This is a genomic window from [Bacillus] caldolyticus (genome assembly GCF_003595605.1).
In the GTDB taxonomy this organism is placed as follows: domain Bacteria; phylum Bacillota; class Bacilli; order Bacillales; family Anoxybacillaceae; genus Geobacillus; species Geobacillus thermoleovorans.
Genome location: NZ_CP025074.1, coordinates 2,890,157 through 2,914,864 on the forward strand (window position 1 = coordinate 2,890,157; position 24,708 = coordinate 2,914,864).

Annotated in this window: 21 protein-coding genes and 1 other annotated feature; of the genes, 19 read left to right on the top strand and 2 right to left on the bottom strand. The window is 54.4% G+C overall.

Going from position 1 to position 24,708, the window contains the following annotated elements; translation table 11 throughout:
• The first annotated feature begins 63 nt into the window (after window positions 1–63).
• The 11 genes from ilvC to yihA all read left to right on the top strand — a co-directional run bounded on the left by ilvC (window position 64) and on the right by yihA (window position 14,980).
• On the top strand, window positions 64–1,089 hold the full coding sequence (ilvC, locus tag CWI35_RS14980) for a ketol-acid reductoisomerase (protein ID WP_014196461.1): 1,026 nt from the start codon (window positions 64–66) through the stop codon (window positions 1,087–1,089).
• The gene (locus tag CWI35_RS14985; protein ID WP_014196460.1) at window positions 1,076–2,623 is read left to right on the top strand and encodes a 2-isopropylmalate synthase; all 1,548 of its coding nucleotides are present in this window, start codon (window positions 1,076–1,078) and stop codon (window positions 2,621–2,623) included. The genes ilvC and CWI35_RS14985 overlap by 14 nt, the downstream gene beginning before the upstream one ends.
• 17 nt (window positions 2,624–2,640) lie before the next feature.
• Window positions 2,641–3,756, top strand: coding sequence for a 3-isopropylmalate dehydrogenase (gene leuB / locus CWI35_RS14990; RefSeq protein ID WP_014196459.1), 1,116 nt, complete (start codon window positions 2,641–2,643; stop codon window positions 3,754–3,756).
• A 20-nt stretch (window positions 3,757–3,776) separates the two neighbouring features.
• Entirely contained in the window at window positions 3,777–5,192 is a 1,416-nt protein-coding gene (gene leuC / locus CWI35_RS14995; RefSeq protein ID WP_021322168.1) for a 3-isopropylmalate dehydratase large subunit, read from the top strand.
• A 96-nt stretch (window positions 5,193–5,288) separates the two neighbouring features.
• Complete coding sequence (gene leuD / locus CWI35_RS15000) at window positions 5,289–5,882, top strand: 3-isopropylmalate dehydratase small subunit (protein WP_014196457.1); 594 nt, start codon at window positions 5,289–5,291, stop codon at window positions 5,880–5,882.
• A gap of 196 nt (window positions 5,883–6,078) precedes the next feature.
• Window positions 6,079–7,059, top strand: coding sequence for a tetratricopeptide repeat protein (locus tag CWI35_RS15005; protein ID WP_014196456.1), 981 nt, complete (start codon window positions 6,079–6,081; stop codon window positions 7,057–7,059).
• Window positions 7,060–7,223: 164 nt separating this feature from the next.
• Complete coding sequence (gene tig / locus CWI35_RS15010; protein ID WP_014196455.1) at window positions 7,224–8,510, top strand: trigger factor; 1,287 nt, start codon at window positions 7,224–7,226, stop codon at window positions 8,508–8,510.
• 230 nt (window positions 8,511–8,740) lie between these two features.
• On the top strand, window positions 8,741–10,006 hold the full coding sequence (gene clpX, locus CWI35_RS15015) for an ATP-dependent protease ATP-binding subunit ClpX (RefSeq protein ID WP_011232128.1): 1,266 nt from the start codon (window positions 8,741–8,743) through the stop codon (window positions 10,004–10,006).
• 143 nt (window positions 10,007–10,149) lie between these two features.
• Window positions 10,150–11,823 (top strand): ATP-dependent protease LonB, encoded by a 1,674-nt coding sequence (lonB, locus tag CWI35_RS15020; RefSeq protein WP_011232127.1) that lies wholly within the window; start codon window positions 10,150–10,152, stop codon window positions 11,821–11,823.
• Between the two features lie 230 nt (window positions 11,824–12,053).
• Entirely contained in the window at window positions 12,054–14,396 is a 2,343-nt protein-coding gene (gene lon / locus CWI35_RS15025; protein WP_119877903.1) for an endopeptidase La, read from the top strand.
• The gene (gene yihA, locus CWI35_RS15030) at window positions 14,393–14,980 is read left to right on the top strand and encodes a ribosome biogenesis GTP-binding protein YihA/YsxC (RefSeq protein WP_011232125.1); all 588 of its coding nucleotides are present in this window, start codon (window positions 14,393–14,395) and stop codon (window positions 14,978–14,980) included. Before lon ends, yihA begins: the two co-directional genes overlap by 4 nt.
• Before the next feature lie 41 nt (window positions 14,981–15,021).
• Here the strand turns inward: yihA and CWI35_RS15035 are convergent, their stop codons facing one another.
• A complete protein-coding gene (locus CWI35_RS15035; RefSeq protein ID WP_011232124.1) occupies window positions 15,022–15,507 on the bottom strand; it encodes a LiaI-LiaF-like domain-containing protein in 486 nt (161 codons plus the stop codon).
• Between the two features lie 166 nt (window positions 15,508–15,673).
• Here CWI35_RS15035 and hemA point away from each other — a divergent pair, with 166 nt between their 5' ends.
• The 8 genes from hemA (at window position 15,674) to ysxE (ending at window position 24,106) form a co-directional block, all read left to right on the top strand.
• Window positions 15,674–17,038, top strand: coding sequence for a glutamyl-tRNA reductase (gene hemA / locus CWI35_RS15040; RefSeq protein WP_011232123.1), 1,365 nt, complete (start codon window positions 15,674–15,676; stop codon window positions 17,036–17,038).
• A gap of 10 nt (window positions 17,039–17,048) precedes the next feature.
• Window positions 17,049–17,867, top strand: coding sequence for a cytochrome c biogenesis protein (gene ccsA / locus CWI35_RS15045; RefSeq protein WP_013144585.1), 819 nt, complete (start codon window positions 17,049–17,051; stop codon window positions 17,865–17,867).
• A 15-nt stretch (window positions 17,868–17,882) separates the two neighbouring features.
• On the top strand, window positions 17,883–18,812 hold the full coding sequence (gene hemC, locus CWI35_RS15050; protein ID WP_014196450.1) for a hydroxymethylbilane synthase: 930 nt from the start codon (window positions 17,883–17,885) through the stop codon (window positions 18,810–18,812).
• Window positions 18,812–19,582 (top strand): uroporphyrinogen-III synthase, encoded by a 771-nt coding sequence (locus tag CWI35_RS15055; RefSeq protein WP_011232120.1) that lies wholly within the window; start codon window positions 18,812–18,814, stop codon window positions 19,580–19,582. The genes hemC and CWI35_RS15055 overlap by 1 nt, the downstream gene beginning before the upstream one ends.
• Window positions 19,583–20,557 (top strand): porphobilinogen synthase, encoded by a 975-nt coding sequence (hemB, locus tag CWI35_RS15060; protein ID WP_081130499.1) that lies wholly within the window; start codon window positions 19,583–19,585, stop codon window positions 20,555–20,557.
• Between the two features lie 16 nt (window positions 20,558–20,573).
• The gene (gene hemL, locus CWI35_RS15065; protein WP_013144589.1) at window positions 20,574–21,863 is read left to right on the top strand and encodes a glutamate-1-semialdehyde 2,1-aminomutase; all 1,290 of its coding nucleotides are present in this window, start codon (window positions 20,574–20,576) and stop codon (window positions 21,861–21,863) included.
• A gap of 118 nt (window positions 21,864–21,981) precedes the next feature.
• Entirely contained in the window at window positions 21,982–23,031 is a 1,050-nt protein-coding gene (gene spoVID / locus CWI35_RS15070; RefSeq protein WP_011232117.1) for a stage VI sporulation protein D, read from the top strand.
• A 43-nt stretch (window positions 23,032–23,074) separates the two neighbouring features.
• Window positions 23,075–24,106: a spore coat protein YsxE gene (ysxE, locus tag CWI35_RS15075; RefSeq protein WP_081130838.1), complete on the top strand. Its 1,032-nt coding sequence runs from the start codon at window positions 23,075–23,077 to the stop codon at window positions 24,104–24,106.
• A 38-nt stretch (window positions 24,107–24,144) separates the two neighbouring features.
• Here ysxE and CWI35_RS15080 read toward each other — a convergent pair whose 3' ends face one another.
• Complete coding sequence (locus tag CWI35_RS15080) at window positions 24,145–24,333, bottom strand: hypothetical protein (protein ID WP_011232115.1); 189 nt, start codon at window positions 24,331–24,333, stop codon at window positions 24,145–24,147.
• A 139-nt stretch (window positions 24,334–24,472) separates the two neighbouring features.
• Window positions 24,473–24,708 (top strand) — a binding site (T-box leader).

Sequence of the window (24,708 nt, forward strand, 5' to 3'; positions counted from 1 at the left end):
CGCCAAACAAGGGGCGGCCAAGCGTAGGGATTGTCAAACTACAGAACAAAGGAGAGGGTAATCATGGCAAAAGTCTACTATAACGGGGATGCAAACGAACAATATTTGCAAGGGAAAACGGTCGCGATCATCGGCTACGGCTCGCAAGGCCACGCCCATGCGCAAAACTTGCGCGACAGCGGCGTTCGCGTCATCGTCGGACTGCGAAAAGGAAAATCGTGGGAGCAGGCAGAACAAGACGGATTTGAGGTGTATTCAGTCCGCGAAGCGGCGAAGCAGGCTGATATCGTCATGGTGCTGCTGCCGGATGAGAAGCAGCCGGCCGTGTACAAAGAGGAAATCGAGCCGGAACTCGAGCCAGGCAATGCGCTTGTGTTTGCGCACGGCTTTAACATCCATTTCAGCCAAATTGTCCCACCGAATCATGTTGACGTCTTCTTGGTTGCGCCGAAAGGCCCAGGCCATCTCGTGCGGCGCACATATACGGAAGGAGCGGGCGTGCCGGCGCTCATCGCCGTCTACCAAGATGTGACCGGACACGCGAAAGAAACGGCGCTCGCCTACGCGAAAGCGATCGGCGCTGCTCGAGCTGGGGTGTTGGAGACGACGTTCAAAGAAGAGACGGAAACCGACTTGTTCGGTGAACAAGCGGTGCTGTGCGGTGGGCTGACGGCGCTCATCAAAGCCGGGTTTGAAACGCTCGTTGAAGCCGGGTATCAGCCGGAAGTCGCCTATTTTGAGTGTTTGCATGAGATGAAGCTCATCGTCGATCTCCTTTACGAAGGCGGTTTGTCGTGGATGCGCTATTCGATTTCCGATACGGCGCAATGGGGCGACTTTATCACCGGCCCGCGCATTATTAACGACGCTGTGAAAGCGGAAATGAAAAAGGTGCTCGATGACATTCAAACCGGCAAATTCGCGAAGAGCTGGATTTTGGAAAACCAAGCGAACCGTCCGGAGTTCAACGCCATCAACCGGCGTGAGAATGAGCATTTGATTGAGATTGTCGGACGCGAACTGCGAAGCATGATGCCGTTTGTGAAGGCAAAACAAATCGAGGCGGTGGTGCCAGGTGCGAAAAATTAAGTTTTTTGATACCACATTGCGTGATGGGGAACAATCCGCTGGTGTGAACTTGAATTTGCAAGAAAAGTTGGAAATTGCCCGTCAACTTGAACGGCTGCGGGTTGACATCATCGAGGCGGGTTTCCCCGCCTCATCGAAAGGCGATTTTGAGGCGGTCAAACAAATTGCCGAAACGGTGAGAACATGCTCGGTCACCGGGCTGTCGCGCTCGGTCCGAAGCGACATTGATGCGGCGTGGGAGGCGTTAAAAGGCGGCGCGGAGCCGCGGCTCCACCTATTCATCGCCACCTCGCCGATCCATATGGTGCATAAATTGCGGATGACGCCGGAACAAGTGATTGAAGCGGCGGTTGAGGCGGTGAAATACGCGAAGCGCTTTTTCCCGATCGTCCAATGGTCGGCGGAAGATGCGTGCCGAAGCGAGTTGCCGTTTTTGGCGAAAATCGTCGCCGAAGTGATCAAAGCCGGCGCCTCGGTGATCAACATTCCGGATACGGTCGGCTATATTACGCCGAAAGAATACGGGGAAATTTTCCTCTATTTGCAAAACAATGTTCCGAATATTGAAAAGGTTTCACTCTCCGCTCATTGTCATGATGACTTGGGCATGGCGGTGGTGAACTCGCTGTCGGCCATTGAACATGGAGCGACGCAGGTCGAGTGCACGATCAACGGCATCGGCGAGCGGGCCGGCAATGCGGCGCTTGAGGAAATCGCTGTCGCCCTTCACATCCGCAAAGACTACTATCAAGTGGAAACGCGCCTCAATTTGCAGGAAATTAAGCGCACAAGCAATCTTGTCAGCAAGCTGACCGGGGTCGTCGTTCCACCCAACAAAGCGGTCGTCGGCAAAAACGCGTTTGCGCATGAATCGGGCATCCATCAAGACGGCGTCTTAAAAGAAAAAACGACATACGAAATCATTTCGCCGGAGCTCGTCGGCGTGCCGTCGAATTCGATGGTGCTCGGCAAACATTCCGGCCGCCATGCGCTTCGCAACCGGGTTGAGGAGCTCGGCTACACGTTGTCCGATGAAGAAATCAATCAGCTGTTTGTCCGTTTTAAAGAATTGGCGGACAAAAAGAAGGACATTACCGACGACGATTTAATCGCGTTGATTTTCGAAGAGAAGTTCGACCACTTTAAAGATTTTTACCAATTGTCTTCCATTCAAGTGCAATACGGGACGAATCAAATTCCGACAGCGGTAGTTGTACTGAAAGACGGGAAGGGGAATGAAATCCAAGAAGCGGCGACCGGCGCCGGCAGCGTCGAGGCGCTGTACAATACATTGGAACGTTGCTTCCAAACGCCGGTGACGCTGCTTGACTACCGGATCGAATCGGTCGGCGGCGGCCGCGATGCGTTGGCCCAAGTGTTCGTCAAAGTGCGCGCCCATGACATCGAGACGAGCGGGCGCGGCACTGCACAAGACGTGTTGGAAGCATCGGCGAAAGCGTACATCAACGCCATCAACCGTGTGTTTATGATCGAAGCGATGCGCGGCGAAAACGAGAAAGTGGCAACACCATAAAAACGGGGGGATTCAGAATGGGAAACTATCGGATTGCCGTCTTGCCAGGGGATGGCATCGGCAAAGAAGTGACGTCCGGAGCGGTCGAGGTATTAAAAGCGGTCGGCATCCGGTTTGGCCACGAGTTTACGTTTGAATATGGATTGATCGGTGGAGCGGCGATCGATGAGGCGGGGACGCCGCTCCCCGAGGAAACGCTCCGCCTTTGCCGAGAAAGCGATGCGGTGCTGCTTGGGGCGGTCGGCGGTCCGAAGTGGGATGACAACCCTCCGCATTTGCGCCCGGAAAAAGGATTGCTTGCCATTCGCAAGCAGCTCGACTTATATGCCAACTTGCGGCCGGTTGTTTGCTATGACAGTTTGGTTTCCGCTTCGCCGTTAAAACCGGATCTCGTGCAAGGCGTCGATTTTGTCATCGTCCGCGAGCTGACCGGCGGCATTTACTTCGGCCAGCCGAGCGGCCGCGTCGTCGAAAACGGCGAAGAAAAAGCAGTGGACACCTTGTTATATAAAAAGGAAGAAATTGAGCGGATCGTCCGCATGGCGTTTATACTCGCACGCGGGCGGAAGAAAAAAGTGACTTCGGTCGACAAGGCGAACGTCCTTTCGTCAAGCCGTCTATGGAGGGAAGTGGCCGAAGAGGTGGCGAAGCAGTTTCCGGACGTCACGCTTGAGCATATGCTTGTTGACAATGCCGCGATGCAGCTCATCCGTGCGCCGAAGCAGTTTGATGTCATTGTGACAGAAAACATGTTTGGCGACATTTTAAGCGATGAAGCCTCCATGTTGTCCGGTTCGCTCGGGATGCTGCCGTCAGCCAGCTTATCCGCTTCCGGTCCGAGCTTGTATGAGCCGGTGCACGGTTCAGCGCCTGATATCGCCGGCATGAACAAAGCCAATCCGATTGCGGCGATTTTGTCGGCCGCGATGATGCTTCGCCTGTCGTTCGGGCTCACCGCGGAAGCGGAGGCGGTAGAGCACGCGGTGTGGCAGGCGCTCGCCCTAGGTTTGCGCACCGCCGACTTGGCGCCAAGCGGCGGCCGCATCGTATCCACGAACGAAATGGTCGAAGAAATCAAAGCGGCGGTGCTGGATTATACGGCCATTGCTCAAATTATGACCGTTTATGCCTAAGACGTGCGAGGTGAAAGCCAATGAAGCCGAAAACGATCATCGATAAAATTTGGGAAAACCACGTCGTCTACCGTGAGGAGGGCAAACCGGATTTATTGTACATCGATTTGCACTTAGTGCATGAAGTGACCTCGCCGCAAGCGTTTGAAGGATTGCGGCAAAAAGGGCGGAAGGTGCGGCGGCCGGATTTGACCTTTGCGACGATGGACCATAACGTGCCGACCGTTAACCGATTTGTGATTACCGACGAAGTGGCGCGCAACCAAATCGCTGCGCTTGAGCGCAACTGCCGCGAGTTCGGCATTCCGCTCGCCGACCTACACAGCGAAGAGCAAGGAATCGTTCACGTCATCGGCCCAGAGCTCGGGTTGACCCAGCCGGGGAAAACGATCGTTTGCGGCGACAGCCATACGTCGACGCACGGGGCGTTTGGCGCCTTGGCGTTTGGCATCGGCACGAGCGAAGTCGAGCATGTATTGGCTACACAAACGCTTTGGCAGCATAAGCCGAAAACGCTGCAAATCTGCATCAACGGCCGCCTCGGCAAAGGAGTGACCGCCAAAGACGTCATCTTGGCCATTATCGGCCGCTATGGCGTTGGCGTCGGCACCGGTTATATTATCGAATTTACAGGCGAAGCGATCCGACGCATGTCGATGGAAGAGCGAATGACGATTTGCAACATGTCGATTGAAGCTGGGGCGAGAGCCGGCCTCATCAGCCCGGATGAAACGACGTTTGCCTATTTGCGCGGCCGCAAATATGCGCCAAAAGGCGAGGAGTTTGACAAGGCGGTGGAACGGTGGCGGGCGCTTGCAAGCGATGAGGGGGCGGAATACGATAAAACGATTGAAATCGATGCGTCGACGATCGCTCCGATGGTGACGTGGGGGACGAACCCCGCGATGAGCACTTCCGTCGATGGCGTCGTGCCGCATCCCGAGCAATTTGAAAGCAAAACAGAGCAAAACGCGGTGCGCCGGGCGCTTGAGTACATGGGGCTCAAGCCGGGCACGCCGATTACGGATATTCCGGTGCAGCACGTCTTCATCGGTTCGTGCACCAACTCACGCCTCAGCGATTTGCGCGCGGCGGCGAGCATCGTGAAAGGGAAAAAAGTGGCTCCGGGTGTACGGGCGCTCGTCGTGCCTGGATCGCAGCAAGTGAAAAAACAAGCCGAGGCGGAAGGGTTGGCGCAAATTTTCATCGACGCCGGTTTTGAGTGGCGCGACTCCGGTTGCAGCGCCTGTTTGGGCATGAACCCGGACATCATTCCGGAAGGCGAGCACTGTGCGTCAACGTCGAACCGCAACTTTGAAGGGCGGCAAGGAAAAGGGGCGCGCACGCATCTCGTCAGCCCGGTGATGGCCGCGGCGGCTGCGATTTACGGACATTTTGTCGATGTGCGCCAGCTTGAAGCCGAGCCGGTCTGTTAAATTGACGATCGTGATGGCAAAAGAGGCGGCGCGGCATCCTAGGAAGCCGAGCTCCTTTGCCATCAGTGACATCCATAACGGAAGGGGGAAAGGACGATGAAGCCGTTTACGATCCATCGCGGAAAAACCGCCGGCATCGATCGTGCGAATATTGATACCGATCAAATCATTCCAAAGCAGTTTTTGAAACGGATTGAACGCACCGGCTTTGGCCAGTTTCTCTTTTACGATTGGCGGTATTTGAGCGACGGCACGCCAAATCCGGAGTTTGAGCTCAACCGCCCGGAAAACGAAGGGGCGACGATTTTAGTCGCCGATGAAAACTTCGGCTGCGGCTCATCGCGCGAACATGCGCCGTGGGCGCTGCAAGATTACGGATTCCGCGTCATCATTGCCCCATCGTTTGCCGATATTTTTTACAACAACTGCTTAAAAAACGGGCTGTTGCCGATCCGGCTGGATAAAGAGGATGTCCGCTACTTGCTGCGCCAAAGCGAGCGCGCAGACTATGAACTGACGGTTTCGCTTGAAGAACAGCGGGTATTTGACGATGAAGGATTTTCGCGTCCGTTTGACATTGACCCGTATCGAAAACAGTTGCTGTTAAAGGGATGGGATGAAATTGATTTAACGTTTGTCTATGAACCGTATATTCAAGCGTATGAACAACAGCATAGCCTGCGGCCGTAAGCGTCTGTTTTTTGCGGTGCAGCGCGGCGGCAAAAATCGGCTGTTCCGCCGTTATTTTGGCAGGAACAGCCTCTTTGTTTTGCATATAGGAGGATGAAGAAAATGGACGGCGGCAGCAAGCGCCAAAAAGGGTTGGCTTGTTTCGGCTAAGAAAACTTGTTACACTTGTGGTAAACACATATAGGAGCGGGCGAAGATGGCCGGGAAAAAAGGAAAAATCATCATGTTTCCGCAAACGAAAGAACGGCTGATGGAAGAGGCGTTTGCTGCGCTCGAGGCGAAGCGGTATAAAGAAGCGCTCCGCTTTTTGCGCGCCGCCGAACAGCTTGGCGACCACAGCTTTCCGGTTCGGCTTGGGCTGGCTGTCTGTTGCTATGAGCTTGGGGAATATGATGAGGCGGAGCGGCGTCTTGCCGGTTTGCTTGACGAGCAACCGGGCAACGGTGAACTGTTGCAAATGTATATTGCCATATTGTTGCAAACGAATCGATACAGCAAGGCCGAAACCGTGATCCGCCACGCCTTGCGTCGTCCGTCGTTATCCGTTTCGCTGCGCGAACAGCTTCACCAGCTGCTTCGATTCAGTGAAAAAATGAATGCCCGCACGCTTCCGCCCGCGGAGTGGAAGCGGGTGAGACGGCTGCTTGAGTCCGGGGACATTGCTGAGCAGCTGCAACTGATTAAACAACTGGAAAAAGAAGACATCGAGCCGGTGCTGCCGTTGCTCAAGCAATATTTACGCGCACCGGAAAAAAGCCCGATGGCGAAAACGATGCTCCTTCGCCTGTTGACAGGGAAGCGAGTCAACGAAACGGTGACGGTTGAGAAATTTGGCCGTTGCATGGAGGTCGTCCCGTCAGCGTTGGACGAACAGACGGAAACGGAATTTGCTTCATCGTTGCTGGGTCGGCTTGAACAGCAGCTCGCGGCGGAAAGCCCGAGTTTGTATGAAACGGCGGCGGACATTTGGCTTCGCTATGCATATGTGTTGTACCCGTTTCCGCCAGAGCCGGCGGATGCAGCGGCCTGGCTTGCTGCTCTCCATTGGATGGCGAGCCGGTTTTTAGGCTTGGATGCTGACGCGACCGCCTTGGCCGACCGCTACGGTGTGGAGGCGGCGGAGATGGCAACGCTTTGCCAAAAGCTATACGAAATAGAGGAACTTTCCTCCCTCTAATGGCTCGTTCTCTGTTGAAACATGGCTGTTGTATGTTATAATATAATGGCTGTGCTATGTATCTGTTTTCGCATACTTGTCTACATAATTGGGCATCATAAAAAGATCTGGACAAGCGGAGTGCGCTATGGTCCGAGCAATGATTTCAGGTGGAGGGAACAAGGATGTCAGTCAAATGGGAAAAGCTTGAAGGGAACGAAGGCGTATTGACCGTTGAGGTCGACGCCGAGAAAGTGAACAAAGGCTTGGACGCCGCGTTTAAAAAAGTGGTGAAAAACATCACGCTTCCGGGCTTCCGCAAGGGGAAAGTGCCGCGCGTTCTGTTTGAAAAACGCTTCGGCGTCGAAGCGCTCTATCAAGATGCGCTCGACATTTTGCTGCCAGAGGCGTATGCCAAAGCCGTCGAAGAGGCAGGCATCGAACCGGTGTCAATGCCGGAGATTGACATTGAGCAAATGGAAAAAGGCAAAAGCTTAATTTTCAAAGCGAAAGTGACCGTAAAGCCGGAAGTCAAGCTCGGTCAATACAAAGGGCTTGAAGTGGAAAAAATGGATACAACCGTGACGGACGAAGATGTCGAAAACGAATTGAAACGTTTGCAAGAAAATTACGCCGAACTTGTCGTGAAAGAAGACGGGACGGTGGAAAACGGCGATACGGTCGTCATCGATTTCCAAGGGTTTGTCGACGGCGAGCCGTTTGAAGGCGGCAAGGCGGAGAACTATTCGCTTGAAATCGGCTCTGGAACGTTCATTCCGGGATTTGAAGAACAGCTTGTCGGCATGAAAGCCGGCGAGGAAAAAGAAATCCAAGTCACATTCCCGGATGAATACCACGCGAAGCAATTGGCCGGCAAACCGGCGACGTTTAAAGTGCAAGTGCATGAAGTGAAAGCGAAACAGCTGCCGGCGCTTGACGATGAGTTTGCCAAAGACGTCGATGAAGAAGTCGAAACGCTTGACGAACTGAAGGCGAAAATTCGCGCCCGTTTGGAAGAGGCGAAAAAGAACGAGGCGGAGACTGCCTTGCGCAATGCGGTTGTCGAAAAAGCGGCAGCCAACGCCGAAATGGATATTCCGGAGGTTATGATCAAAAACGAAACCGACCGGATGCTTCGCGAATTTGACCAACGCCTGCAAATGCAAGGTCTGAACTTGCAGTTGTATTACCAATTCTCCGGCCAAGATGAAGCGTCGTTGCGCGAGCAAATGAAAGAAGATGCCGAAAAACGGGTGCGCGCGGCGTTGACGCTTGAAGCGATCGCGAAGGCCGAAAACATTGAAGTAACCGACGAGGAAGTAAACAAAGAGCTCGAAAAAATGGCGGAAGCCTACAAGCTGAGCGTGGACAAGCTGAAAGAGCTGCTCGGCAGCTTAGATGGCGTCAAAGAAGATTTGAAATGGCGGAAAACAGTCGATTTTCTTGTAGAGCACAGCAAGGTTGCGGCATAATATATCTTAAGGAAAGAACAAGGCGCGAGACGTTCGTGCCTTGTTCTTTATCCACAACAATGGCGCCTGAGCGGCAATTTTCAAACTTTTCTAAACAGATAACAGTTTTTTCATTCGCTTTTTCAGGAACATTTATGGTAAAATAGCGAATACATACGTTTTTACGACATAAGAGATGGCGGAAATGGATACATAAGCAGGCGCGATTTCGTTGGCAAGGGGTGAATGATATGTTTAAATTCAATGATGAAAAAGGGCAGTTGAAATGCTCGTTCTGCGGCAAAACACAGGATCAAGTGCGAAAGCTCGTTGCCGGTCCGGGGGTTTACATTTGCGACGAGTGCATTGAGCTATGCACGGAAATTGTTGAAGAGGAGCTCGGCAATGAAGAGGAATTTGAATTTAAAGACGTGCCGAAACCGTTGGAAATTCGGGAAATTCTAGATGAGTACGTCATCGGTCAAGATGAGGCGAAAAAATCGCTCGCCGTTGCTGTTTACAATCATTATAAACGGATCAATTCCGGCAGCAAAATCGATGATGTCGAGCTGTCGAAAAGCAACATTTTAATGATCGGGCCGACCGGGAGCGGGAAAACGCTGCTGGCGCAAACATTGGCGCGCATTTTGAACGTGCCGTTTGCCATCGCCGATGCCACCTCGCTTACAGAGGCCGGCTATGTTGGCGAAGACGTCGAAAACATTTTGTTAAAGCTCATCCAAGCGGCTGATTATGACGTCGAACGGGCGGAAAAAGGCATTATTTACATCGATGAAATTGACAAAATCGCCCGCAAATCGGAAAACCCTTCCATCACTCGCGACGTATCCGGCGAAGGGGTGCAACAGGCGCTGTTGAAAATTTTAGAAGGCACCATTGCCAGCGTTCCGCCGCAGGGCGGTCGCAAACATCCGCATCAAGAATTCATTCAAATCGATACGACGAACATTTTGTTCATTTGCGGTGGAGCGTTTGATGGCATTGAGCCGATCATCAAGCGCCGCCTTGGCAAAAAAGTGATCGGTTTTGGCGCGGAAATGAACCAGACGGATGTCGACGAGAAAAACTTGTTGTCGAAAGTGCTGCCGGAAGACTTGCTCAAATTCGGACTGATTCCGGAGTTCATCGGCCGTCTGCCGGTCATTACGACGCTCGAGCCGCTCGACGAACAGGCGTTGATCGACATTTTGACGAAACCGAAAAATGCCATTGTGAAGCAATACCAAAAAATGCTTGAGCTTGACGGCGTTGAGCTCGAGTTTGAAGAAGCGGCGCTCCGTGAAATCGCGAAAAAAGCGATTGAGCGGAAAACGGGCGCGCGCGGCCTTCGCTCGATCATCGAAGGCATTATGCTCGATGTGATGTTTGAGCTGCCGTCGCGCGAAGATGTGCAAAAGTGCATCATCACGCTCGACACGGTGCGCGGCACAAAGCCGCCGACGCTGATCCGTCATGATGGCACCGTCATCGAGCTGGAACGGAAAACATCTGCCTGATGGGAAAACCGCCTTTTTTCGGCGGTTTCTTTTTTTGCCGCCCATGCCCTGGGCGCCGGTCGGCGCTTTTTTTGTTTATTCCCGCCAGTTCGCGGAGATACTATCATACTACATACCATCTAAAGGCAGGAGGATATCGGGGCATGGATTGGACGAACATCGTACTGGTCATCCAGCTGTTTTTCGGGGTCATCATCGGCCTTTATTTTTGGAATTTGCTAAGAGGGCAACGTGTGCAAAAAGTTTCGATTGATAAAGAGTCGCGCAAAGAGATGGAACAGCTCCGCAAGCTGCGTTCGATTTCGCTCACCGAGCCGCTGGCGGAAAAAGTGCGGCCGAAAAGTTTTGACGACATCGTCGGTCAGGAAGACGGCATCAAGGCGTTAAAAGCCGCTTTATGCGGCCCCAACCCGCAACATGTCATCATTTACGGGCCGCCCGGCGTCGGCAAGACGGCAGCTGCTCGGCTCGTGCTTGAGGAAGCGAAAAAAAATCCGCTCTCCCCGTTTAAGAAAAATGCGGTGTTCGTGGAGCTTGACGCGACGACGGCGCGCTTTGACGAGCGCGGCATCGCCGACCCCCTCATCGGCTCGGTGCACGACCCGATTTACCAGGGGGCCGGGGCGATGGGGCAAGCCGGCATTCCCCAGCCGAAGCAAGGGGCGGTGACGAACGCCCACGGCGGCGTTTTATTCATCGACGAAATCGGCGAGCTTCATCCGATCCAAATGAACAAGTTGTTGAAAGTGCTTGAGGACCGGAAAGTATTTTTTGAAAGCGCCTATTACAGCAAAGAAAATCCGCAAATCCCAAGCCATATTCACGATATTTTCCAAAATGGACTGCCGGCTGATTTCCGTCTTGTCGGGGCGACGACGCGCACGCCGAACGAAATTCCTCCGGCCATTCGCTCTCGCTGCCTGGAAGTATTTTTCCGTGAGTTGGACCAAGATGAAATCGCCCTCATCGCGAAAAAGGCGGCGGAAAAAATCCGCTTGAACGTGTCAGAAAGCGGCATTCGCCTCCTTGCCGCCTATGCGCGCAACGGGCGGGAGGCGGTCAACATGATGCAAATTGCCGCTGGCCTGGCCATCACGGAAAACCGAGAAAACATTTTGGACAAAGATATTGAATGGGTCATTCAATCGAGCCAAATGACTCCGCGCTATGAGAAGAAAATCGCTTCCGCTCCGGCGGTCGGCGTCGTCAACGGTCTGGCTGTGTATGGACCAAACACCGGTGCGTTGCTCGAAATTGAGGTGACCGCTTTGCCGGCGAAAGGAAAAGGATTGATCAATGTCACCGGCATTGTCGAGGAGGAAAGCATCGGCAGTGCAGAAAAATCGGTGCGGCGCAAAAGCATGGCGCGCGGCTCGGCGGAAAACGTCATTACGGTGTTGCGGGCGATGGGCGTGCCAGCGGACCGCTACGACATTCATGTCAACTTTCCGGGCGGGGTGCCGGTTGACGGCCCTTCAGCCGGGGTGGCGATTGCCGTCGGCATTTATTCCGCCATTTACCAGCTGCCAGTCGATCATACGGTCGCCATGACCGGAGAAATCAGCATCCGTGGCTGCGTGAAACCGGTCGGCGGCGTGTTCGCCAAAATCAAAGCGGCCAAACAAGCCGGGGCGAAAAAAGTCATCATCCCGATTGAGAATATGCAATCGTTGCTAGGCGAAGTCAGCGGCATTCAAATCATCGCCGTCCGCCGCCTCGAGGAAGTGCTCGTCCATGTGTTCGGCGAAGAGGCGCTCCGCCGCGGCCCCGCGCTGCTGCCAGCGGCTATGGACCGCTCGGAGAAAAAGCTCGTCTAGCCAAAGGAAACGGCGGCAAGGCGAACGATTGGCAACGAAAGCGGGCGATCCGCTCGCAACCGAGTCGGGCGGTTCGCCCGGCCTCTCTTTTATGTACGGCTTCGGCGCAAGCGGATCGTCGCTGAAGTCGGTTTTTCTTTGCCTGCAGACGGAGCGCCGCGCGCTTTTTCGTTCGTCAAATTTTACAAACCCGGCTACCGTACTATACAATAAACGAATAGAAGCGAGAGATGGAGGTGTTCGGCGTGAACGGAAAGAAAAAGGAGACGGTCGTTCCGCTTTTGCCGCTGCGTGGGCTGCTCGTGTTTCCGACGATGGTGCTCCATTTGGATGTCGGGCGCGAGAAATCGGTCAAAGCGCTCGAACAAGCCATGGTTGAGGATCATATGATTTTGCTGACGTCGCAAAAAGACGTTGCCATCGACGAACCGGACATGGATGACTTATATAAAATGGGAACGATCGCGCGCGTCAAGCAACTTCTAAAACTCCCGAACGGCACGTTCCGCGTGCTTGTCGAAGGCGTCGCTCGGGCGCTCATTACGGAAGTGATCAGCGAGGAGCCGTACTTTCTCGTCAAAGTCGAAAAGTTTGCTGATCGGGCGGCGAAAGATTTAGAAGATGAGGCGCTCAAGCGGACGATGCTTGAATATTTCGAGCAGTACATAAACTTGTCCAAGCGGCTGTCGGTCGACATTTACGCCTCGATCGTCGACATCGATGAGCCGGGGCGAATGGCGGACATCATCGCCTCGCACTTGCCGCTTAAGCTTGAGGAAAAGCAGCGCATTTTAGAAACGATCGACGTGAAAGAGCGCCTCAATAAAATCATCCAAATTTTGCACAACGAAAAAGAAGTGCTCCAGCTTGAGAAAAAGATCAGCGCCCGCGTCAAGCAGTCGATGGAGCGGACGCAAAAAGAGTATTATTTGCGCGAGCAAATGAAGGCGATTCAAAAAGAGCTTGGCGAAAAAGAAGGAAAAACGGGCGAAGTCGAGGAGCTGAAAGAAAAAATCGAGGCGGCCGGCATGCCGGAGCATGTGAAACAAACGGCATTGAAGGAGCTTGACCGCTATGAAAAAATTCCGGCGACCTCAGCGGAAAGCGCAGTCATTCGCAACTACCTCGATTGGCTCATCGCCTTGCCGTGGTCGAAAGAAACAGAAGACATCCACGACATTAAGCGGGCGGAAGCGATTTTAAACGAGGAGCATTACGGGCTCGATAAAGTGAAAGAACGGGTGCTTGAATTTTTATCTGTCAAGCAGCTGACGAAATCGTTAAAAGGTCCGATTCTTTGCCTCGCCGGACCGCCGGGGGTCGGCAAAACGTCGCTCGCCCGCTCGATCGCCAAAGCGCTCGGCCGCCGCTTCGTCCGCGTTTCGCTCGGCGGCGTCCGCGACGAATCGGAAATTCGCGGCCATCGCCGCACGTATGTCGGCGCCATGCCGGGACGCATTATCCAGGGGATGAAAAAAGCAGGCACGATCAACCCCGTCTTCTTGCTTGATGAAATCGACAAAATGTCGAGCGATTTCCGTGGCGATCCATCGGCGGCCATGCTGGAGGTGCTTGACCCGGAGCAAAATCATACGTTCAGCGACCATTACATTGAAGAGCCGTACGATCTATCGAAAGTCATGTTTATCGCCACGGCCAACCATTTGGCGGCGATTCCGCAGCCGCTCTTGGACCGGATGGAAGTGATCCACATACCAGGCTACACAGAAGTGGAGAAGCTGCATATCGCCAAGCGGCATTTGCTGCCGAAACAAATCACCGAGCACGGGCTGAAAAAGGCGGCGTTGCAAATTCGCGATGACGCGATGCTCGATATCATCCGCCATTATACGCGCGAAGCCGGGGTGCGGGAGCTTGAGCGGCAGCTCGCCGCTATCTGCCGAAAAGCGGCCCGCCTCATCGTTTCCGGCGAGAAAAAGCGGGTTGTGATCACAGAAAACAATCTTGAGGAATTTTTAGGGAAGCGAAAATACCGCTACGGCCGAGCGGAGGCGGAAGACCAAGTCGGCGTGGCGACCGGGCTGGCGTATACGGCGTTTGGCGGCGATACGCTCGCCATCGAAGTGTCGCTCGCGAAAGGAAACGGCAAACTCGTTTTGACCGGCAAGCTCGGCGATGTCATGAAAGAATCAGCGCAAGCGGCGTTCAGCTACGTGCGGTCGCGCGCTGAGGAGCTTGACATTGATCCGAAGTTCCATGAGAAATATGATATTCACATCCACGTTCCGGAAGGAGCGGTGCCGAAAGACGGGCCATCGGCCGGCATTACGATTGCGACCGCACTCATTTCCGCTTTGACGGGCAAGCCGGTGAGCCGCTTTGTCGGCATGACCGGGGAAATTACGCTGCGCGGCCGCGTTCTTGCGATCGGGGGGCTGAAAGAGAAAACGTTAAGCGCCCATCGTGCCGGATTGAAAACCGTCATTTTGCCGAAAGACAATGAAAAAGATTTGGCTGACATTCCGGAAACGGTGAAGCGCGACTTGCGCTTTGTGCTCGTCTCTCATCTCGATGAGGTGCTGCCGCACGCGTTGGTGGGGTGGAAGCGATGAATGTGAAGAAAGCAGAGCTTGTGACCAGTGCCGTCAAGCCGGAACAATATCCGGACGGCGGACGGCCGGAGGTGGCGCTCGCCGGCCGTTCGAACGTCGGCAAATCATCATTCATCAACAAAATGATCAATCGGAAAAACTTGGCGCGCACCTCCTCAAAGCCAGGTAAAACGCAAACGTTGAATTTTTATTTGATTAACGACTCGTTTTACTTTGTGGACGTGCCAGGTTATGGTTTCGCCCGCGTGTCGAAGCAGGAGCGGCAAAAATGGGGGAACATGATGGAGACGTACTTTACGACGCGCGAGGCGCTTAAGGCGGCGGTCCTGCTCGTTGATTTGCGCCATCCGCCGACGAAAGACGATGTGATGATGTACGAGTTTTTGAAACATTACGAGATCCCGGTGATCGTCATCGCGACGAAAGCGGATAAAGTGCCGCGCGGCAAGCATCAAAAACACGCGAAAATCGCGCGCGAGACGCTGCGGATGGCTGACGGCGACCCGCTCATTTTGTTTTCCGCCGAGACCGGACAAGGGAAAGACGAAGCATGGGCGGCGCTTTTGCCGTTTGTGGCCTCATGACGAAAACACCAGCGATTCCGCTGGTGTTTTCACTTCCAAGGCTATTTTCGCCTAGTCCATAATATATAGACGCCGATGGCGATGAGTCCGAGCGGCCAAAACTTCCAGACAGAGGAAAGTCCGGCTTGGACGAGGTGAAAGAACGGCTGGCCGCGCCCGGAAAACGTCAGCACGACAGCGAGAAGCAAGAAAAGCACGCCAAAGCCGGCCCCGCCTTTTTGTTTGCGGCTGCTGGCGAAAAAAGCGAGCGCGATGAGGAAAAAAAACATGTTCACGCCGCGGGGCCAGGCCGAAAATGCACTCGCAAGGAGCAACTCAACGCCAAATCCGAGTAAAAGAAAGCCGGGGAAAAGGTAAGCATATTCACGCGCTGAATGCGCCTGGCCAAGCAAAGCCGCGCCGCAAATGGCAAGCAAGGCCGGCCACCCTTGGAAGAAATGGAAAAGGGGGGATTCCAGCTGTCCGGCGAGAAAATACAGCCCGAGGCCGATGAACAAGATGCCGGCGAATACCGTTCGGGTTTTCATGATCGTCGCGTCCTCCGTTTCCCTTTTGGACATGTTTATGATAGAATGATCACTGTCTACAGTTTAGCATAGCTTTGGAGGCATGTTCACAATTTTTTCAAACCGGAACGATGGACGGTTGTGATATAATGATGGAAGGGATTCGGTCAATAAGGGGGATGGCATCGTGCAAATCGTAGTCGTTGGCGTCGACTATAAAACCGCCCCTGTAGAAATCCGCGAAAAGCTCGCGTTTGCAGAAGCGGAACTCGGTGCGGCGATGAAACAGCTCGCCAAGCAAAAAAGCGTGCTCGAAAATGTGATCGTCTCGACGTGCAACCGGACGGAAGTTTATGCAGTGGTTGATCAACTGCATACCGGCCGTTACTATATGAAAGCATTTTTAGCCGAATGGTTTGGCGTCAAAGTGGAAGCGATTGCTCCGTATTTGCGTGTGCTTGAAGGAGAAGCGGCCATAAAGCATTTGTTCCGCGTGGCGGCCGGCCTTGATTCGATGGTGCTTGGGGAAACGCAAATTTTAGGGCAAGTGAAAGACAGCTATTTGCTCGCTCAAGAGGTCGGGACGAGCGGCACGATTTTCAATCATCTGTTCAAGCAGGCGGTGACCTTTGCGAAGCGCGCCCACTCGGAAACGGGCATCGGCGCGCACGCTGTATCGGTCAGCTATGCGGCGGTTGAGCTGGCGAAGAAAATTTTCGGCCGCCTTGCCGGCAAGCACGTCTTGATTATCGGGGCCGGCAAAATGGGGACGCTGGCGGCGCAAAACTTGTACGGCAGCGGCGTCGGGAAGGTGACGGTTGTCAATCGGACGCTTGAAAAAGCGAAACAGCTTGCTAAGCAGTTTGCCGGCGAAGCGAAGCCGCTCGGCGAATTGTCATGCGCTTTGCTGGAAGCGGATATCGTCATCAGCTCGACGGGAGCCAAAGGCTATATTTTGACGAAGGAAATGGTGGCGCCGCTTGAGAAAATGCGCAAAGGCCGCCCGCTCTTTATGGTTGACATCGCGGTGCCGCGCGATTTGGATCCGGCGTTGGCTGATTTGGAAACGGTGTTTTTGTACGACATTGACGATTTGCAAGATGTGGTGGCGGCCAACTTGGCGGAACGGCAAAAGGCAGCGGCTCGCATTGAAACGATGATCGAAGCGGAACTTATGGCGTTCAGCCAATGGCTGCAGACGCTCGGCGTCGTGCCAGTCATTGCCGCATTGCGCGAAAAGGCGCTGGCCATTCAAGCAGAAACGATGAAAAGTTTGGAGCGGAAACTGCCGCATTTGTCGGAGCGCGACTGGAAAGTGTTGAATAAGCATACGAAAAGCATTATTAACCAGCTGCTCCGCGATCCGATTTTGCAGGCGAAGGAACTCGCCGCCGGCCCGAATGCCGAGGAGGCGCTTTTGCTGTTTATGAAAATTTTCAATATCGAAGATGCGGTGAAAGCCGAGCGGCATATAGAGCAGGCGAAATCCGTGCAATGCGATGAACAAGACGCGGAAGCGGTCCGTGCCGCCCGCCCATCATGGCAGCTGTAAGGTGGGATGGATGGTGGCGCTGTTGTATGAGTTGTCCATTTTGCTTTACATCGCTTCGATCCTATTCTATTTCATCGATTTTTTGCAACAAAACCGGAAGGCGAACGACATCGCCTTCTGGTTGCTTTCTATTGTATGGCTTTTGCAGACAGTGACGTTTGTTTCTCGCATCATGGAGACGAAGCGCTTTCCGATTTTAACGATGTCGGAAGGGCTTTATTTTTACGCTTGGCTGCTCATTACGCTGTCGCTCGTCATCAATCGGCTGCTGCGCGTCGATTTCATCGTCTTTTTTACGAACGTGCTTGCTTTTTTTATTTTGGCCATTCATACGTTTGCACCGTCTTCGCAGTCGCCGGCTGTTGCGGAGCGGCTCGTCTCGGAGCTGCTGATCATCCACATCACCCTTTCGCTCGGAGCGTATGCGGCGTTTACGCTGTCGTTTCTGTTTTCGGTGCTTTACATGTTGCAGTACAGTTTGCTGAAAAAGAAAAAGTGGGGGGCGCGCCTTTGGCGCATGGCGGATTTGTCGCGGCTTGATTTTTTGTCGTATGTTTTAAATGCGCTCGGCTTGCCTATGTTGTTATTAGGGCTCATTCTTGGCGTGATTTGGGCGTACATTCAAATCGACCATTTCCATTGGTATGATGCGAAAGTGCTCGGGTCGTTTGTCGTTCTTCTCGTCTATGGCGTCTATTTTTACAAGCGAGCCGTCCGGCAGATGCAAGGGAAGGCGATCGCGCTATGGAATATCGGTTCGTTTTTATTTTTGCTTGTCAACTTTTTCTTGTTTGGCAGTTTGTCAAAATTTCATTTTTGGTATTCGTAATCGAGGTGGAACGAGATGCGGAACATTGTCGTTGGCTCGCGGCGCAGCAAGCTTGCCTTGACCCAGACGAAGTGGGTGATCAACGAATTGAAACAGCTTGGGGCGCCGTTTACGTTTGAAGTGAAAGAAATCGTCACGAAAGGAGATCGGGTGCTTGATGTTACGCTCTCGAAAGTCGGGGGCAAAGGGTTGTTTGTGAAAGAGATTGAGCATGAATTGCTCGCCGGCGGCATCGATATGGCGGTCCATAGCATGAAAGATATGCCGGCTGTGCTGCCCGAAGGTTTAGTGATCGGTGCGGTTCCGCGCCGCGAAGATGCACGCGATGTGCTTGTCAGCAAAGGAAACCGGATGCTCTCCGACTTGCCGCCTGGGTCGGTCATTGGCACGAGCAGCTTGCGCCGTTCGGCGCAGCTGCTTGCCTATCGCCCGGATTTGACGATCAAATGGATTCGCGGCAATATTGACACAAGGTTGGCGAAGCTCGAAAGCGAAGAGTACGATGCGATCGTGCTGGCGGCGGCGGGTCTTGCGCGCATGGGTTGGGGCGATGACGTCATCAGCGACTATCTTCCTTTTGATGTCTGTGTTCCGGCGGTCGGCCAAGGGGCGCTGGCGGTCGAATGCCGGGAGGATGATGACGAATTGCGCCAATGGCTCAGCCGGTTAAACGACGAGCAAACCGAGCGGGCTGTTCGGGCGGAGCGCGCCTTTTTGCAGCAAATGGAAGGAGGCTGTCAAGTGCCGATTGCCGGCTACGCGGAAGTGAAGGAGGGGACGGTGCGTCTTACCGCGCTTGTCGCCTCCCCGGATGGCAAAGAAATGTATAAAGAAATCGTCACTGGCGCCGATCCGGAAGCGGTCGGCCGACAGGCGGCTGCCATCTTGAGCGAACAAGGGGCAAAAGCGCTGATCGAGCGGGTGAAAAAGGAGCTGGGCGACTGATGGCCAATCGCGCCCTAGCCGGCAAGACGGTACTTGTCACTCGTGACAAAAGGCAGGCGGCATCGTTTTCCGCCAAGCTGCGCGCCGTTGGCGCCGTGCCGATCGAAATCCCGCTCATAGCCATCCGCCCGGCGGCTGCGCCGGAAGCCATCGCCGCGCTCGCCGGACGGCTCGGGGAATACCGCTGGCTCGTGTTGACGAGCGTGAACGCGGTCCGCTTCTTTTTTCCGCACGTTTCGTTGCCGCGGCCGCTGCCGAATGTCGCCGTCGTCGGGCGGAAGACGGCGGCCGCGCTCGTTGAGTACGGTGTTTCACCGGCGCTCGTACCGGATGATTTCACCGCTGAACGGCTTGCCGCCATGCTTGCACCGCGCGTAAAACAAGGCGACCGGGTGCTGTTTGTCAAAGGTGATTTGGCAAGCCCGACGCTGCCTGAGGCGTTAAGGAAGGCAGGCGCAGCGGTCGATGAGTTTACGGTTTATCAAACGGTGCCAGACCTAAGCGGTCGAGAACCATTGTTGGCGTTGCTGCGCGAACGGAAACTAGATGCGATTACGTTGATGAGCCCATCGGCGGTTCATAGCCTTGCCCGCCTTCTTGGCGAGGAAGCGTCCGCGCTTCTCTCCGGCGTCGCTGTCGCCTGCATCGGGCCGGTGACAAAAAAGGCGGCGGAGCGGGAAGGAATCACCGTACATATTTGTCCAGCTGATTACACGACGGATGGTATAATCAAAGCGATGGAACAATATTTTTCCATGGAGGGACGATGAATGGCACTGTCATTTGACCGCCATCGCCGTTTGCGGCAAACGGCTGCGATTCGGGCGATGGTGCGTGAGACGCATCTTCGCGTCGAGGATCTCATTTATCCGCTGTTTGTGGTCGAGGGAAGCGGCATTAAGCGGGAAGTGCCGTCGATGCCAGGGGTTTACCATTTATCGCTTGACCGTTTATCTGAGGAAGTGGACGACATCGCCAAGCTTGGCATTCCCGCCGTCATGGTGTTTGGTGTGCCGAATGAAAAAGATGAAGTCGGTTCGCAGGCGTATTGCGAAACAGGGATTGTTCAGCGGGCGATCCGCCAAATCAAAGCTGAACACAAAGGTCTAGTCGTCATTGCGGATACGTGTTTATGTGAATATACGAGCCACGGCCATTGCGGCGTCGTCGAAAACGAGCGCGTGCTGAACGACCCGTCGCTCGAGCTCCTCACCAAAACGGCGGTGAGCCAAGCGCAAGCCGGCGCCGACATCATCGCGCCGTCGAACATGATGGACGGCTTTGTCGCCGCCATTCGCCGTGGGCTTGATGAAGCAGGGTTTGAGTATGTGCCGATCATGTCGTATGCAATCAAATACGCTTCGGCGTTTTACGGCCCGTTCCGTGATGCCGCCGACAGCGCGCCGCAGTTTGGCGACCGGAAGACGTACCAAATGGATCCGGCCAACCGCCTTGAGGCGTTTCGCGAGGCGGAGTCGGATGTCAAAGAAGGCGCTGATTTCTTGATGGTGAAGCCAGCGCTTGCCTACATGGATATTATCCGCGACGTCAAAAACCGCTTTCCGTTGCCGCTTGTCGCCTATAACGTGAGCGGCGAGTATGCGATGGTCAAAGCGGCGGCGCAAAACGGCTGGATCGATGAGAAGCCGGTCGTCATGGAAATGTTGACAGGGATGAAACGGGCGGGCGCGGATTTGATCATTACGTATTTTGCCAAAGATGTCGCCCGCTGGCTGGCTGAATAGAGAGGAGGGCGGAATGATGCGGAGCTATGAACGGTCAAAGGCAGCATACGAAGAAGCGGTGAAATTGATGCCGGGCGGGGTGAACAGCCCGGTGCGCGCCTTCAAGTCGGTCGGGATGACGCCGATTTTTATGGCGCGCGGCCAAGGAGCGAAAATTTACGATATTGACGGCAATGAGTACATTGATTACGTACTGTCATGGGGGCCGCTCATTTTAGGGCATGCCAACCCGCAGGTCGTGGAAGCGTTGAAGCGCGTGGCGGAACAAGGGACGAGCTTTGGCGCTCCGACATTGCTTGAAAATGAGCTCGCTAAGCTCGTGATTGAGCGGGTGCCGTCGGTGGAAATCGTGCGGATGGTCAACTCCGGCACCGAGGCGACGATGAGCGCCCTCCGCTTAGCGCGCGGCTACACGAAGCGCAACAAAATTATCAAATTTGAAGGCAGCTACCATGGCCATGGCGATTCGCTGCTCATTAAAGCCGGCTCTGGCGTGGCGACGCTCGGCCTGCCGGACAGCCCGGGCGTGCCGGAATCGGTCGCCCAGCATACCATCACGGTGCCGTACAACGATTTGGACAGCGTCCGCTATGCGTTTGAGCGGTTTGGCGAAGACATCGCCGCGGTGATCGTCGAACCGGTCGCCGGCAACATGGGCGTCGTTCCGCCAGTGCCTGGCTTTTTGGAAGGGCTGCGCGAGGTGACGAAACAATACGGAGCCTTATTGATTTTCGACGAGGTCATGACCGGGTTCCGCGTCGATTACCACTGCGCCCAAGGGTATTATGGCATTGAGCCGGATTTGACGTGCCTTGGCAAAGTGATCGGCGGCGGCTTGCCGGTCGGGGCGTACGGGGGCAAAGCCGAGATCATGGAGCTTGTCGCGCCGAGCGGGCCGGTGTACCAAGCCGGCACGCTCTCCGGCAATCCGCTCGCCATGACGGCCGGGTACGAGACGCTACGCCAGCTGACGCCGGAAACGTACGAAGAGCTTGGCCGCAAAGCGGCGCGCCTTGCGGATGGGCTTCATCAGGCAGCAGAGAAATACGACATCCCGCATACGATCAACCGCGCTGGGTCGATGATCGGCTTTTTCTTCACGAACGAGCCGGTGGTCAACTACGAGACAGCGAAAACGTCCGACTTGGAGCTGTTTGCCGCCTATTATCGGGAAATGGCGAATGAAGGCATTTTCCTGCCGCCGTCGCAATTTGAAGGGCTGTTTTTGTCGACGGCGCACAGTGATGATGATATTGAATATACGATTGCCGCTGCTGAGCGGGTGTTTGCCCGTCTGCGCGGATAAGGAAAGGGGCTGCCGACCGTCGGCAGCCCAATTTTTTATCATACCGCCTCGTTTCCGTTCATACAATGGATAATGTCATAGAAACCATTTGCCAAAGGGACGGAAGGAGGAGGCCCGGTTGGAGCAATCGTATTTGCGTTTTTCATTGGAAGAATCGGTCTGGTTTAAAAGAGGACAGGAAGTCGCCGAGTTTTTATCCATTTCTCTTGATCCGGTCATTTCCGTCGATGAGTACGACCAATATATTACGATCCGCGGCGCGCTTGAGTTGAGCGGCGAATTCCGCCAAGCGGGCGAAGAGCAGGCTGAAGCGGATGACGACGTGTTTGAGCTGGCTGGTTATCGGTTCATTCAGCACATTTCGGTGCGCGAAGACGGGATCAGCGAACTGTCGCACCGCTTTCCAATCGATATTACGATTCCAAAAAACCGCATTCGTTCCCTTGAGGATGTGTACGTGACGGTTGAATCGTTTGATTATGATTTGGATGAAAACGGAAGATTGCTGATCACTGCCGACATTTCGATCAGCGGCATCAGTGAAGCGCCGCTTGACGATGATTTGCCGGACGATGAGGAGGACGATGAGCCGCTGTTTGCCCCGTTTGAATCAATCGCCCGCAAGGAAGCGGCCGGTGAGGAAGCGTTTGCTTCCGTGGATGATCTCACCGATGAGGCGGATGAACAGCCGGCTTTTGCCGCCGACGAAACGACGGTTTCCGCCATGGAGCCGGCCGCCATGCGTCATGAAGAAACGGAGGCTGAGGAAGAAGAGGAGGCCAAAGAGCCGTTTTTGCCGCTTGAGACGGAAACGAAGGCGGTCAGCGCACAGACGGAGGAAGACATCGCTTCGCTGCTGCCGCCAACTGAGGCGAAGGTATCGATCGGGGCGGCGAAAAAGGCGGTTGAGGAAGAAGAAGAAACGAAAACAAAAAGCGAAAATGCGCTTTACTTGACGAAACTGTTTGCGAAAAGCGAGGAGGAAGAGTTTACGAAACTGAAAATTTGCATCGTCCAGCAAGGAGATTCATTGGACAAGATTGCCGAACGGTATGATGTGACCGTCTCACAGCTTTTGCGCGCCAATGATTTGGAAAGCCCAGATGACGTGCACGAGGGGCAGCTGCTGTATATTCCGGCCATGGCGGGAAGCCGTCCTTTCTCATGAAAGGGACGCTTTCCGTTTCTTTTGCGGATAAGGGGGCGTAACGATGACCTCACAGTCTGACCGATATGATGCTGTGCTCGCCCAGTACGGTCTTCGTCCAGTGCGCATTGAGCAGCGAGGCAAAGCCGTCAAGGTATACACGAACCGCGGCGTTTTCGCTTTAAAGCCGCTTGAAAGCGAGCAAGAAGCCGCCGCCGTTTGGCAGTCTCTTCAGCATGGCGGCCCCCGTTGTCTCCCGCTTTACCTGACGCGGCGGCGGTCGCTGTTTGCCACAGAAGGCGGCCGTCTTTATTATTTGCAAGCATGGCATGACGGCGAATCAAAGGTGGAGAAGGATGCGGTGGACGCCTTTTTTCGCGAGCTCGCCCGCCTCCATCGCGCCACCGTCCGTACGATCGAGGTGAGTGAGGAAGAGGCGGCGGCGTACCGAAAGCAAAAAAAGGACGAATGGCAACGGGCGCGGATGGTTTGGGAAGAACGGATTGAGCGGTACGAAGCGGCGTGGTACATGTCTCCGTTTCAGCTCCAATGCTGCACCTATTTTCATGAGGTGATGCGCGCGTACTCGTTCGCTGAAGAACGGCTCGATGTGTGGGAAGAGACGCTCAAAGAGACGAAGCAATGGCGCATCGCCTGGGTGCACGGCAAAGCGCGCCTCTCCCACTATATCCCGCCGTATTGGATCAGTTGGGAGCGGGCGCATTGGAATTCGCCGCTCTTTGATGTGATCGCCGCGCTCCGTTTTCACGTACAGACAATGCCGCCGCTTGGGCGCGAGTGGCTTGAAGGGATGGGGGAGTACGAGAAGGAGCTGCCGCTGTCCGACGGGGAGCGGGCGTTTTTATACAGCCATTTGGCGGAGCCGCGTGGGTTTGTCCGCTGTTTGGAGCGGTATGAGGCCGCTTCGCGGAACGAGCGGAACGAACGGGAATATGTGGCCGCGTTGCAGCGTCGTTATTTGGCGTTCAAAAATATGGAGGCGCTCGTTATGCACCTTGTCCAACGCGACGCCGCGCGGCAGCAGGAAGAAGCGGTGGACAACGAACCGCCGGCGGATGAAAGCAGCAATGGTTAAATCGATTTTGAATCCAGCCCAAACAAAATGGCGTCCCACTAAATCCATTCCAGATGGAGCGCCACGGCAATGAAAACGAAGATGGCCAATAAAATGACATCAAACGTCGTTGGCAGAAAAATAGTGCGGATCGCTTGAAAAATGGTGAGCGGGATGATCACTTGGGCGCAGACGGCGCGCACTTGCCGAAGCCACGGCGGCCACGAATACGGGTTGAATCGCCGCATCGACATTCCCTCCTTCTCCGGTTTACTATACAATATGAAACGTGCGGTGGTTTGTCACCAAATGCACACGGATGGAATAAATAAATAAAAACTTGGCAAAGATGATGGACAATGGTAGTATAATAATCGAACAATGATGACAAAAGCGAAGACGGGGAGGAGTACAGCGGTCCGCGCCTGCAGAGAGGGAAATCAGAAGCTGCGAGATTTCCTAGGATGACGGCTGCTGGAAGGTCGCCCTTGAGCTGCTTCTTTGAAAGGCGCTGCTGCCGAGTAGAGGAAGCCGGCATCATGCCGTTATGCCAATGAAGCGCTTAAGCCTTTGGGCTTAAGAAAAAAGGTGGTACCGCGAAAGCAGCTCCTTTCGTCCTTTTG

Coding starts and splice junctions, on each gene's coding strand:
- ilvC (WP_014196461.1), top strand. CDS start 64: ATGGCAAAAGTCTACTATAACGGGGATGCAAACGAACAATATTTGCAA.
- leuB (WP_014196459.1), top strand. CDS start 2,641: ATGGGAAACTATCGGATTGCCGTCTTGCCAGGGGATGGCATCGGCAAA.
- leuC (WP_021322168.1), top strand. CDS start 3,777: ATGAAGCCGAAAACGATCATCGATAAAATTTGGGAAAACCACGTCGTC.
- leuD (WP_014196457.1), top strand. CDS start 5,289: ATGAAGCCGTTTACGATCCATCGCGGAAAAACCGCCGGCATCGATCGT.
- CWI35_RS15005 (WP_014196456.1), top strand. CDS start 6,079: ATGGCCGGGAAAAAAGGAAAAATCATCATGTTTCCGCAAACGAAAGAA.
- tig (WP_014196455.1), top strand. CDS start 7,224: ATGTCAGTCAAATGGGAAAAGCTTGAAGGGAACGAAGGCGTATTGACC.
- clpX (WP_011232128.1), top strand. CDS start 8,741: ATGTTTAAATTCAATGATGAAAAAGGGCAGTTGAAATGCTCGTTCTGC.
- lonB (WP_011232127.1), top strand. CDS start 10,150: ATGGATTGGACGAACATCGTACTGGTCATCCAGCTGTTTTTCGGGGTC.
- lon (WP_119877903.1), top strand. CDS start 12,054: ATGGAGGTGTTCGGCGTGAACGGAAAGAAAAAGGAGACGGTCGTTCCG.
- yihA (WP_011232125.1), top strand. CDS start 14,393: ATGAATGTGAAGAAAGCAGAGCTTGTGACCAGTGCCGTCAAGCCGGAA.
- CWI35_RS15035 (WP_011232124.1), bottom strand. CDS start 15,507: ATGAAAACCCGAACGGTATTCGCCGGCATCTTGTTCATCGGCCTCGGG.
- ccsA (WP_013144585.1), top strand. CDS start 17,049: ATGGTGGCGCTGTTGTATGAGTTGTCCATTTTGCTTTACATCGCTTCG.
- hemC (WP_014196450.1), top strand. CDS start 17,883: ATGCGGAACATTGTCGTTGGCTCGCGGCGCAGCAAGCTTGCCTTGACC.
- CWI35_RS15055 (WP_011232120.1), top strand. CDS start 18,812: ATGGCCAATCGCGCCCTAGCCGGCAAGACGGTACTTGTCACTCGTGAC.
- hemB (WP_081130499.1), top strand. CDS start 19,583: ATGGCACTGTCATTTGACCGCCATCGCCGTTTGCGGCAAACGGCTGCG.
- hemL (WP_013144589.1), top strand. CDS start 20,574: ATGCGGAGCTATGAACGGTCAAAGGCAGCATACGAAGAAGCGGTGAAA.
- ysxE (WP_081130838.1), top strand. CDS start 23,075: ATGACCTCACAGTCTGACCGATATGATGCTGTGCTCGCCCAGTACGGT.
- CWI35_RS15080 (WP_011232115.1), bottom strand. CDS start 24,333: ATGCGGCGATTCAACCCGTATTCGTGGCCGCCGTGGCTTCGGCAAGTG.